Raw genomic sequence first — 12,549 nt, forward strand, 5'->3', positions numbered from 1 at the left:
GTTGAGCCCCATCCGTATGGAACTCGCGAAAAGCTTTGAACCTGGCGACATCGAACGCCGTTGGTATGCACACTGGGAACAATCCGGCTATTTCAAGCCGTCGATGGATACCACTCAGCCCTCATTCTGCATCCAGCTGCCGCCACCGAACATCACCGGCACCCTGCATATGGGGCATGCCTTCAATCAGACCATCATGGATGGCCTGACCCGTTACTACCGCATGAAGGGCCACAATACGGCCTGGATTCCGGGCACCGACCACGCCGGTATCGCCACACAGATCGTGGTAGAGCGCCAGTTGGCCCAGGACGGCATCAGCCGCCATGATCTCGGCCGTGACGCCTTCCTGGACAAGGTCTGGCGCTGGAAGGAACAATCCGGTGGCACCATCACGCAACAGATGCGCCGCATGGGCTGCTCGGTCGACTGGTCGCGCGAATACTTCACCATGGACGACACCCGCGCCGGCATCGTCAGCGAAGTGTTTGTCCGCCTGTTCGAGCAAGGCCTGATCTACCGTGGCAAGCGTCTGTCCAACTGGGATGCCAAGCTGGGTACCGCTGTATCCGATCTGGAAGTGGTTTCCGAAGAAGAAGATGGCCACATGTGGCACATCAAGTATCCGGTGGTGGATAGCGACGAGTTCATCACCGTGGCAACGACCCGTCCGGAAACCCTTCTGGGTGATGTGGCCGTAGCCATCAACCCGAGCGATGAACGCTACCAGCATCTGCTGGGCAAGCAATTGCACCTGCCGCTGACAGGACGCCAGATTCCGGTGATCGCCGATGATTATGTCGATGCTGCGTTTGGCACCGGCTTTGTCAAGATTACGCCCGCACACGATTTCAACGACTATCAGGTTGGCAAACGCCATAATACCGCGCTGATCAATGTGATGTCGCTGGAAGCCACCATTCTGCCGCGCGCGCAGATTTTCGGGTTTGACGGTAGCAGCCAGGGCACCATCGAACTGCCCGCTGCCTACGTTGGCCTCAGCACTGCAGCAGCCCGGAAAGCCATGCTGGCCGATCTGGAAGCACAGGACCTGTTGCTGGAAACCCGCAAGCACAAGCTGATGGTGCCACGCGGCGACCGTACCGGTACCGTGATCGAGCCGCTACTTACCGATCAGTGGTTTGTGTCCATGGATCGCGTTGCCAAGGATGATCCAACCGGCCAGTCCATCGCCCAGAAGGCGATCGAAGCCGTGACATCCGGCGAAGTGCGTTTTATCCCGGAAAACTGGGTCAACACCTACAACCAGTGGATGAACAACATCCAGGACTGGTGTATCAGCCGCCAGCTGTGGTGGGGTCATCAGATTCCGGCCTGGTACGACGAAGATGGTCAAGTATACGTGGCGCGCACTGAAGCCGACGCGCAGGCACAAGCCGGTGCTGGCAAGACACTGCGCCGCGACGACGACGTTCTGGATACCTGGTTCAGCTCGGCACTGGTGCCATTCTCCACACTGGGCTGGCCGGACGAAACCGCCGAACTCAAGGCCTTCATGACCTCCAATGTGCTGGTCACCGGTTACGAAATCATCTTCTTCTGGGTTGCCCGGATGATCATGATGACCAAGCATTTCACCGGCAAAGTCCCGTTCAAGGACGTATACATCCACGGCATCGTGCGCGATCACGAAGGCAAGAAGATGTCCAAGTCCGAAGGTAACGTGATCGATCCGGTTGACCTGATCGACGGCATCGCCCTGCCGGAACTCGTTGGCAAGCGCACCACCGGCCTGCGTCGCCCGGAAAAAGCACCGCAGATTGCCAAGGCCACGGAAAAGCTGTTCCCGGAAGGCATTCCGGCATTTGGTACCGACGCCCTGCGTTTCACCATGGCCAGCTATGCCACGCTGGGCCGTAACGTGAACTTCGATTTCAAGCGCGCCGAAGGCTACCGCAACTTCTGCAACAAGCTGTGGAATGCCTCACGCTTTGTGCTGATGAATGTCGAAGGCAAGGATTGCGGTCAGGACGAAAGCCTGCCGCTGGAATTCAGCTTTGTCGACCAGTGGATGATTGGTCGTCTGCAACAGGCTGAAACCGAAGTTGCCGACGCACTCGACACCTATCGCTTCGACCTGGCCGCTCAAGCCATCTACGAGTTCATCTGGAACGAATACTGCGACTGGTACGTCGAAATGGCCAAGGTGCAGATCCAGAACGGCAATGAGGCACAACAGCGTGCCACTCGCCGCACCTTGGTTCGCGTGCTGGAAGTTGCCCTTCGTCTGATTCATCCGATCATGCCGTTTATTTCGGAGGAACTCTGGCAAACTGTCGCACCACTGGCCAACGCCAAGAAGACCGACAGCCTGATGCAGGCCAACTGGCCGCTGCCGCAAGCAGACAAGATCAACGCCACCGCCAATGCCCGCATGGAAACCTTCCGTGCGCTGACACTAGCCGCGCGTACACTGCGCGCCGAAATGAATCTTGGCCCGGCGCAAAAGGTTCCGCTCTTTATTGAAGGCGGTGATGAACTGTCCGACTTCACCCCATATCTGGCATTGCTAGGTCGTTTCAGCGAAGTGAAGGTGGTCAGCCAGCTGCCGGGTGATGACGCGCCCGTACAAGTGGTCGGCAATACCCGCCTTCAGCTCTTTGTAGAGATTGATCGAGATGCCGAACGTGCTCGCCTGAGCAAGGAAATCACCCGACTCGAAGGTGAAATCGCCAAGGCCAATGCCAAACTGTCCAACCCGGCGTTTGCCGACAAGGCACCTGCCGCCGTGGTCGATCAGGAACGTCAGCGTCTCGCGCAATTTGGCGAGACACTGGAAAAGAATCGCGCCCTCCTCGCCAAACTGGCTTGAAGCGCATGAACCCGGCCCCATTTATCAGGGGCCGGTACACTACAGATGGCCACAGGCCAACCATTGATCCAGAGGGACAACATGTTTCACAAGCAAGAAAATATCAAGCCGGTTAACAGCGAAAGCCACAGCAAGCTCAAGCTGGGCCCGGTCACCGATTTCCGCTTTGCCGCCGAAGTACACGCTATTCCGGTGATTGGCTCCGAATTCAACGATCTGGCTCGCGAATTCCCGATCGTGTTCGCGCAAGCGGGCGACAACAGCTACGTGCCCACCGTCATGGTTGGTCTGCGTCCAAACCAGAACCTGTTCATCAAGGCTGACGGCAGCTGGGACGCACGTTACGTGCCGCATTTCGTGCGCCGCTACCCGTTTGTGACCGTCGAAGTGGAAAACAACGACGCACTGATCTGCATCGACGAAGCCGCTGCTGACAAGCTGTCCGCCGAAGATGGTTTTGCCCTGTACGAAGCAGCCGAAGACGGCAAGTTCAAGCCGACTGAAGCCATGCAGCAATGGGCATCGGTTCTGTTCCGTATGCGCGACGAAGGCAAGCAAGTGGCCGAATGGACCAAGCTGCTGGCCGATGCCAACCTGTTCAAGCAAGTGAGCGCCAGCGCTGACCTGCCAGACGGTGAAAAGGTATCCATGGACGGCATGTTCGTGATCGACGAAGAAAAGCTGCGCCAACTGCCTGCCGACAAGGCACACGCATGGTTGAGCAATGGCCTGCTGGCTCTGGTTTATGCTCACCTGGTATCGCTGGCTAATCTGCAAAATCTGGCAACTCGCCTGGTTGAAGCGGAAACCGCCAAGTAATCCGGCGACTTGCATGCAAACAAAAAGGGAACGTGTTCAACACGTTCCCTTTTTTATTTACGCTGGCCGGGCAGTGAACCGCCCGGCCAGCTCACTTCGATCAGAACTTGTAACGCAGGCCCAGATAGTACTGCGCGCCGTTCTTGTAGAACGAGTTCGGACGACGCTCACCCTTGGCATCGTACACATAGGTACGCAGCAGCGGATCGTTGATGTCCTTAGCGTCGAAGTTGACCGACAGGTTATTGTTGATCGTGTAACCCAGCGATGCCATCAGCGAGCCAACTGCATCTGAATTCACACGATCGTTACCTGCCATACCCATGTAGTAAGCCGAACGGTAGTTGTAGGCAATGTGCGCACTGAAGCCGTAGCCTTCATAAAAGGCGCCGACATTGTACGAATCCTTCGATGTACCGAACAGATCACATGCGTGGGAGGTACCTGCGCGCTCAGCTTGTCCGCACTTATCGCTGGTTTCCTTGCCATCGGCGGAGGTGTAGTTTGCATTCACACCAAAGCCATTACCCAGCGGCTGTTCGTACGACAGCTCGAAGCCCTTCACCTTACCAGTGGTATTTACCGGACCGGAGAAGGTAAAGACGCCGTTGTACCCCGGGAAGTTAGCCTTGCTGGATGCGAAGCCCACGTAAGTGGTCAGGTCCATGTAGTACAGACCAGCCGTGACACGAGACTGCGGTGCAAAGTACCACTCCAGCGAGCCTTCGTAGTTGTTCGAACGGATCGGCTTGAGGTTCGGATCACCACCGCTTGCTTGCTGGTTCAGCTGGTCAATCTGGAAGGAGGCCAGGCTACCGAAGTCCGGACGGCTCATGGTCTTGGCAGCACCCAGACGCGCAATCACGTCGGTCGCCACATCCATCTTCAGGTTGAAGCTTGGCAGAGTATCGCGGTAGGTGTTCGAGAACGATTTCGCCACATACTGGCTGGTCTTGGGATCAGCCTGATAGTTGCTGACATTCTCTTCCGAGTTCACCAGACGCACGCCCACATTACCGCTAAAGCCCTGACCGGAGAAAGAGCCCATCACGTAGCCAGCGGTGACCGGCTCATCGATGTTGAATTCCTTGCTCTTGATATGATCGCCGGTTACCAGGTACTTGGCTGCCCAGGCTTGCAGATTGGCAGTGGTAAAGGTAAACGATGGGCTGAATGAGCCACCCAGCGAATTACCCCAGTTGCCCGGATACATGTCGCCACCCGGTGTCGGAATCGCGCCGGTCTGATAGTGCTCGCGATCTGTCGCAAATTTCGGGTTCGGCAACAGAGCAATCACGGAATTGCTGCGCTCGTGCTTGCTGGTGCGCAAACCAGCCTTGATCGACTCGAACGGGCCGCCATCCAGACGCCAGGTTGCATCTACCTGAGCATAGCGTTCCTTGTCTTCGGAAGTGGAAGTCGCATTGTTCGGGTCGGTATTGAATCCACCCAGATCTGCCACCTTATACACAGCAGAATTGGTGAGACTGACATTAGCCGGATTCATGCCGTTGAACTTGTAGCTACCAGCACCACCGCCGCCAATCGCTTCGATACCGATATCGTCAGAGGAACCGGTGCCTTTGGTCGTACCGGCCTGTGCGCTGATCGACAGCGATTCGTTGATGCGGAACTTGCCGACCACATCTACAAAGTTGGATTCGGCATAGGCATTCGGACGTGCATAGGTATCATGCACCCAACCCACATTCTGGAATGCGATGCTGCTGATGTAGTTACCCGTCACGCCAGGCGTACCCACTGGCAGAACTGTGGCACCGGCACCATATGCAGGAATCATGTTCTGCATGTGGTTCTGGTTGGAGTTGGCGGCCTTCAGTTTGGAGTTGAATGCGGTCACTTCCAGATTGATATCGTTGCTTGGACGGAATTGTGCCGACACCAGACCGCCATCGCGCTTGCGTTCCTGCTCGAAATACACTGCACCGGTCAGCAGGGAGATATCCTTGCCAGCCAGAGCCGGATAGGCCTTGCCCATGGCGCTGGCCGGATCAACCTTATCCCACCACACACCTTCCTGACCATCGCGACGCAGATGACGCTTTTCGCTGAATGCTTGCAGCATCAAGCCAAAAGTGTTGGTGTCGTTTTTCCAGTTGAAGTAGCCACTCAGTTGCGGATCAGTTTTAGCAGCCAGTTGAGTGTAGGCAGCTTCAACCGACACCAGGCCGGAAATCTGTTGCTTTGCATCCAGCGGATGACGGGTCTGGATATCCACTGAACCCGATGCACCACCTTCAACCAGATCGGCACGCGAGCTCTTGTACACGGTGACGCGATCTACCAGTTCAGATGGCAGCAGACCAAAGCTCACGCTGCGGCTGGCGCCACCGATGTTCTTGGTATACCAGTCGCCACTCCCCACCACATGACCATTAATGGTTGTGAATGTCAGGCTGGGCGGTGTACCGCGCAGGCTGATGCGGTCGTTTTCGCCAAAGCCGCCTTCCAGCGCCCCGGAGGTGGCTGTATTGACGCCCGGAACACGTTGCAGGGAGTCGGCAACATTCTTGTCCGGCATCTTACCGATGTCTTCCGCTGATACCACTTCAACTACAGTGTCTGCATTCTTCTTAGCAACAAGCGACTTTTGCTTTGATGCCTTAATACCAGTAACCGTGATGGACTCCACAGACTGCACGTCCTTGCCTGTATCAGCAGCATAGGTCGTACCTGTCATGGAAAGCAGCGCTAGCGTGATCGCCGATGCTGTAGGTGTAGGTTTGAATTTCATCATGTATCCCCTCTGAATGATCTGGTTCAGCAAAGCTCCTTGCGAACGCAAAACCGGAACCAGTACAGCAGCTGTGCTGCACGACTGACCATGCTAAATCGAAGTCAAGACATCCGTATTGCAATTCACAGGCGAATGTTGCTACCAATACCAGTAAAAGACAAGACAAATTCAATTGCTTACATAACCGAACCGAATTCTCACTCAAACCTACTACACACCGTGACAGGCAATCTGCCTGGATTAAAGACGTACAAGCATCTCAAGCACCTGCTGCAATGCCATTCAGCGTATCCGCTCATTCAATCCAAACATGTCTCTCACCTTCCATCCAGTTTATAGTGGTATTAACATTCCCCCCCCTACACCCGCCTGCCACCTGAACACATTCAACACCCCAATTAATCTACCTAGCGATCAATCGGTCTAATTGAACGATCGACACGCACACACACACACCATGCACACGCGTTCATGAGCAACCACCCAACTCATCCACACGCAATGCCGCTACACAGCAATACCACTATGAATCTCCCCTCCCAGCATCCGCCATTTAGCTAATCACACCCTTCTATTCAGCAATACCACCTCAGCCCAATCGACATAACGAGCAAACAGAAACGCCGCGCATATCCCAGTCATCGCCGAAATCCCCGCGTACTTCCAGCCAACACTCTCGTTCATTTTTTGCAACATTAATACCAAATTCCCACACTGGTATCGGATTTGTCTTGTATTTCACTGGTATTTAATTGCAACATCTCAATCGTGAAATGCGACTCCAAACAGCAATGAACCAGTGCAGTCTCAAACGCACGTATGCCAGGGGGTTTACCCACCCCCAAAGTCAGACGGGGAGAGTAGAGCAAATAAACCACAGAGGCATGTTTGCTCGGCCGATTACAAGGATCCGCATTTGCCACCAAAGCAGTCAGACATTGATTAAATAAAGGGGATTTGCCATGAAGTTCCAGCCAACACCCGCAGCATCCGCTATTGCGCTCGCGCTGCTAGCACTGAGTGTACCCACCTTCGCAGAAGAGTCCGCCAAGGGCACCCAGGAAGCCAAAGATTCGACATCCGTCGAAGCCATTACAGTCACAGGTATTCGTGCCTCCAAGCAGCGCTCGCTGGCAGCAAAGCGCAACGCCGAATCCATCGTGGAAGTGGTGACCTCAGAAGATATCGGCAAGATGCCGGATAAAAACGTCGCCGACACCTTGCAGCGCGTTCCCGGCGTGAATACCACCGCGGGTGGTGCAGCTGGCTCGCTGGGCGAAAACGAAAAAGTGTCGATGCGCGGCATGTCTGATGCCTACACCCTGACCACCGTTAACGGCCATGGCATTGCCACTGCAGATTGGTTCTGGGCTGACATTGCAAATGGCGGCCGAAGCGTGAGCTACAGCCTGTTGCCATCCGATATCGTTGGCAGCATCGTCGTCCACAAGTCCTCGCAAGCCGATCTGCCTGAAGGTGGCCTGTCTGGCTCTGTCGATATCCAAACCCGCCGTCCGCTGGATTTCAAAGATCAGCTGACTACCATGGGCAGCGCGGGAGGTGCGTATCAAAGCTTTGCGCGCAACTGGGATCCGCAACTGGCCGGCCTGGTTTCGTGGAAGAATGACACCAATACATTTGGTATTACCATGCAGGCATTCTCGCAAAAGCGCAGCCTGAAGCGCGAAGAGCAGGAAAATGTCTGGTATGTATACGATGACCTCAGCTGGAACGAAAATTCCAACAAGGCACTGGCTGCTGCTGGCGTCGACATCACCAAGCCACATCGCCTGGCACCGCTGACAGGTAGCGCCGTATTTGAGCAAAAGCGCACACGCGAAGGTGGCGTGCTGGACGTTCAATTCAAGCCGAGCAACGAACTGACCCTTGGCTTGAATGCATTCACCAGCACATTGAAGGCATCCAACTCCAATATCAACTGGATGCAGGATCCCTGGGCGTCTCTCAATCAGGGCATTGTTCCGTCAGTCGCTCACGTCAGCAATGGTGTCATCGATCAACTGGCATTTGATGGCAGCTGCAAAATCGCAACTGGCGCAACTGGCAAGTGCTCAGATGCGGCATCCAGCGCAGTGGACATCGCGGTCCGTCCGGATGCAAAAACAGAAACCAATTATTTCGCAGGTGACTTCAAGTATCGCCTGAACGAAAATCTGGACATCAGTGGTCAAGCGGGACAATCCAAATCCACAGGTCACTCAAAAGACATTGGTTTCGAAATCTTTGGCCCCCACGTAGCCAATAGCTACAAGATCAATGGCGGCGACGCAGGTATTTCGGTCAACTTCCCGTCGGCAACGGTATTCCAGGCACGTTATGGCAGCAACACCGATCTGAATGATCCAGATCATCTGCCAGTTGGTGGCTGGACCAATATGATGGACACAACCGATACCGAATCCTTTTTCAATGCTGATGCAAAACTGAAACTGGATAGCGACGTGTTCAACTGGCTGAAAGTCGGCGTTCGTTCCGTTGAGCACAAGCGCGACTTGAACTGGATTGCAGGTGCTCGCCCAGCCGCTGCGGGATTGCTCTCAAACGCACCGGCCGGCGCGGTGTCGACCTATTCGTTTGGCGCATCTGGCCTGCAAAACTTCTGGACGATCGATCCGTCCGCGATTACTTCGTGGTCTGATCGCTGGACCAGCTTCCCATCGCAAAATCACGATTACAGCAAAGAGTTCTCGTTCAAAGAGACGGTGAATGCAGCGTATGTGATGGCTGGATTCTCGGGTAACCACTTCAGCGGTAACATCGGTGTTCGTTTCGTTCAAACCAAGGACAACGTAGACGCTTATCGCCTGAATAACGAAAGCGGTACCATCGCGCAAGGCGTGCCTGGCTCCAAGGATAAGTACTCCCCGTTCTCATCGTCGGTTACCTTCAACAATACATTACCGAGCGGAAACATTTCCTTTGATCTGGCTGATGACACCAAGATTCGTGTAGCTGCAAGCCGTACGCTGTCCCATCCGGATTACGGCCAGTACGCTGGTTTGAATCTGAACGACTACACCCTGACCGGTACAGGCTCTAATCCAAAGATCAAGCCGGTGCTGTCTGACAATCTTGACATCACATACGAATACTATTTCGCACCACGTTCGATTGTGACTGCAGGTATCTTCAGCAGTAAGCTGGACGGCTATGTTACCAACGGTAATTACACCCTCAATGCCTACAATGCACTGAACAAGAAGAATGAGGATTTTGCGGTTGCAGGTCCTACCAATACCACAGCCAAGGTATCTGGCATTGAATTCTCGGCTCAGTATGCACTTGGTGGCGGATTCGGTGTTGACGGTAACTACACCTACGCCGATGGCAAAGAAACTGGCAATGTTGCCAACTCGCTGTGTGCTGGCGCCACCCATGATTGCCACTTGCTGGGCACTTCGAAGAACACCTACAACGTAGGCGTGTACTTCGAAAACGAAACCTTTAATGCCCGCATTGGCTACACAGAACGTTCCGACTTCCTCTTCGGCACCAACCCGAAGAAGGCTGTCTATGTTCACAACGGTGGCAACCTGTCTGCTGCGTTCAACTACAACGTCAGCAAGAGCCTCACCGTGTCCGTGGAAGGCCAGAACCTGCTGGATCCAAAGCTGTACACCTACGCACCAAATGGCGACTTTGGCAGCGCCGGTCATCAAGGTCGCACTTATTTTGTGACCTTGCGCGGCAAGTACTAAGCAGTCGTAAAGCGTGGCCCTCCCGGGCCATACTTAAAATAAAAGCGGCCAATAATTGGCCGCTTTTTTCATGCTATTCATCATCGCTGCACCTTCCACAATCATCTACCCCACATTTAATTACTTATAAAAACGCAATTAAATAGTAAATTCAAAACCGGAACCGTCTTTGTAAGCTATTCGACAACATTTTCAGCCTCTTGTACTGGCACAGGCGGAACAACCACACAGGTCGCATCAGTAACTGTACGAAATATTCGTCCGCCCTGCCTCACATCCGGCCAAAACATACCGAAATCGGTCGCCTCTAGCTTGTCGAATGCAGGGATTGATGCCACGTCTATTGCAGTTTGCCCTGCGCCGGTGAATCTAACAGGAAGTGGAGAAAAAGATCTGATTGTGATTGATCGCGTGCGCAATCTGCGCGTATATCATGCTTAATCGTCATGGCAGCTATCCCAAAATTGACCGCACCATTCCCAACATCAGCAGCCTGAGCCAGATTAAGTCTGTCTTTATACCTTCCAACGGAAAAGACGAGATTCAGGTTATCGTTACATGGTAAATCGCCCATTCCGGCCGAACATAACGAGGACAGATTAGGCAAGTGAAAAAATCCCTTGGCTTATAGTCAAGGGATTTTTTCATGCTCAGCGTTTCATTTTAAACAAGCATCCTGAATTATTTTTTCTGATTTGCTTTCGCATCTTCTTCCTTGAAAGAATCTAATAACTTGCTGAACGCCTGATACTCTGCAATGAGCGATTGACCCTTTGCTTGCGCCTCTTCCGCCAATTTACGCTGAGTCGCCAATGCATCTTTCATACATGCGGTGTAAGCAGTCACACCTTCATTGAACACTTTGCGCTCTGCAGTCGTCGCTTTCGGTGTAATCATAGCCGGAGCCTGACATACAACCGATGTCGCTGCTGGTGACACCCCTTCTGCAGACACACCTACAGCGGACAGAAATAATAGAATAGCCACATATGAATTTCGCACGATCAATTCCCGGAAGGTGATTAAAATGTTCAGGCTATCATACGACTCAACGAGCACACTTTCAATACCATTTAAATACCTATTGAAAGACGAGCGCTCAGAATAATGTGTACCTTGCACTTTCATGTAAAAACGGGCTTCATTCTGCCTTTCGGCACACCAAGATGTGTCCTTCATAAAAGAGACCAACCATGACCCAAAGCTTAAATCGCCGCACCTTGATTACGCTAGCCACAAGCCTTGCCTTGTCTATTCCCTTTGCCTGCGCAGCCGGATCTGCCGTGGTCAAAATCGGCTTTGCGGGTCCGCTGACTGGACCACAAGCTCACTATGGCGAAGATATGAAGTCCGGTATCGCGTTCGCCATCGATGAAGCAAATGCCAGTCAGCCTAAAATCGGTGGGCAGCCGGTGAAATTCGAGCTGGTCGCTGCCGACGATCAAGCCGATCCACGATCCGCGACAGCCGTCGCCCAGCGATTTGTCGACTCGGGCGTCAACGGCATCATCGGCCACTTCAATTCCGGCACATCCATTCCCGCTTCACGCATCTATTCGCAGGCAGGCATCCCGCAAATTTCAATGTCCACAGCTCCCGCCTATACGAGCCAGGGCTTCAAAACAACCTTTCGAGCAATGACAAGCGATACGCAGCAAGGGCCAACACTTGGCAATTTTGCTGTCAAGAAGCTGGGGTTGAAGCGAATTGCAATCGTGGATGATCGTTCGGCATACGGACAAGGGCTTGCCGATCAATTCGAAAAGGCTGCAAAAGCTGCAGGCGCTGACATTGTTCAGCGCGAGTACACCACAGATCGTGCGACTGAGTTCAGTGCCATCCTCACCAATATCAAAGCGAAACGTCCGGATGCCATTTTCTACGGCGGTGCAGATACCCAGTCTGCGCCGATGGTGAATCAAATGCGCCGCTTAGGCATGACCATGCCACTGATTTCGGGCGAGATGACCCGCACCGATAACTTTCTAAAGACAACTGCGGCCAATGGTAATGGTGTGATGGTATCGCTTGCGGGTTTGCCCATTGAGCAGGCACCGGGCGGCGCAGCATTCATGGGCAAATTGAAGGCTAAGTACAAGGCAGCCGACTTTTATGCGCCTTTCGCTTACGACGCCACGATGACCATGATCCGTGCCATGCAGAGTGCCAATTCAGCCGACCCGAAAAAGTATCTGCCAGTGCTGGCCGCGTCCAATGTCCCCGGTGTAGCCGCTAAAACCATCGCCTGGGATACAAAGGGTGACCTGAAAAATGGCGACATCACTATTTACAAAGCATTCAACGGTAAGTGGGTGCCAATCGAGAGCGTGACAGCCGGCAAATAAGCGCACGCCAACGACACAAGGCCCGACAGTGTCGGGCCTTGCTTTATCTATCATGCAAAGCTAATTTCACAACGA

Annotated in this window: 6 protein-coding genes; 4 read left to right on the forward strand and 2 right to left on the reverse strand. The window is 53.7% G+C overall.

Annotation, left to right across the window (positions count from 1 at the left end):
- Positions 1-16 precede the first annotated feature (16 nt).
- Positions 17-2,833 (forward strand): valine--tRNA ligase, encoded by a 2,817-nt coding sequence (locus KSF73_00720; protein MBV1774228.1) that lies wholly within the window; start codon positions 17-19, stop codon positions 2,831-2,833.
- A gap of 81 nt (positions 2,834-2,914) precedes the next feature.
- Entirely contained in the window at positions 2,915-3,652 is a 738-nt protein-coding gene (locus KSF73_00725) for a SapC family protein (protein MBV1774229.1), read from the forward strand.
- A gap of 100 nt (positions 3,653-3,752) precedes the next feature.
- On the opposite strand, the gene KSF73_00730 is transcribed toward KSF73_00725, so the two are convergent.
- Positions 3,753-6,407: a TonB-dependent receptor gene (locus KSF73_00730; GenBank protein ID MBV1774230.1), complete on the reverse strand. Its 2,655-nt coding sequence runs from the start codon at positions 6,405-6,407 to the stop codon at positions 3,753-3,755.
- A gap of 965 nt (positions 6,408-7,372) precedes the next feature.
- Here KSF73_00730 and KSF73_00735 point away from each other — a divergent pair.
- On the forward strand, positions 7,373-10,129 hold the full coding sequence (locus KSF73_00735) for a TonB-dependent receptor (protein ID MBV1774231.1): 2,757 nt from the start codon (positions 7,373-7,375) through the stop codon (positions 10,127-10,129).
- Between the two features lie 681 nt (positions 10,130-10,810).
- On the opposite strand, the gene KSF73_00740 is transcribed toward KSF73_00735, so the two are convergent.
- Entirely contained in the window at positions 10,811-11,257 is a 447-nt protein-coding gene (locus KSF73_00740) for a hypothetical protein (protein MBV1774232.1), read from the reverse strand.
- Between the two features lie 65 nt (positions 11,258-11,322).
- Between KSF73_00740 and KSF73_00745 the strand changes: the two genes are divergently transcribed.
- Positions 11,323-12,474, forward strand: coding sequence for a branched-chain amino acid ABC transporter substrate-binding protein (locus tag KSF73_00745; GenBank protein MBV1774233.1), 1,152 nt, complete (start codon positions 11,323-11,325; stop codon positions 12,472-12,474).
- Positions 12,475-12,549 lie beyond the last annotated feature (75 nt).

Source organism: Burkholderiaceae bacterium DAT-1, assembly GCA_019084025.1.
GTDB lineage: Bacteria > Pseudomonadota > Gammaproteobacteria > Burkholderiales > Chitinimonadaceae > DAT-1.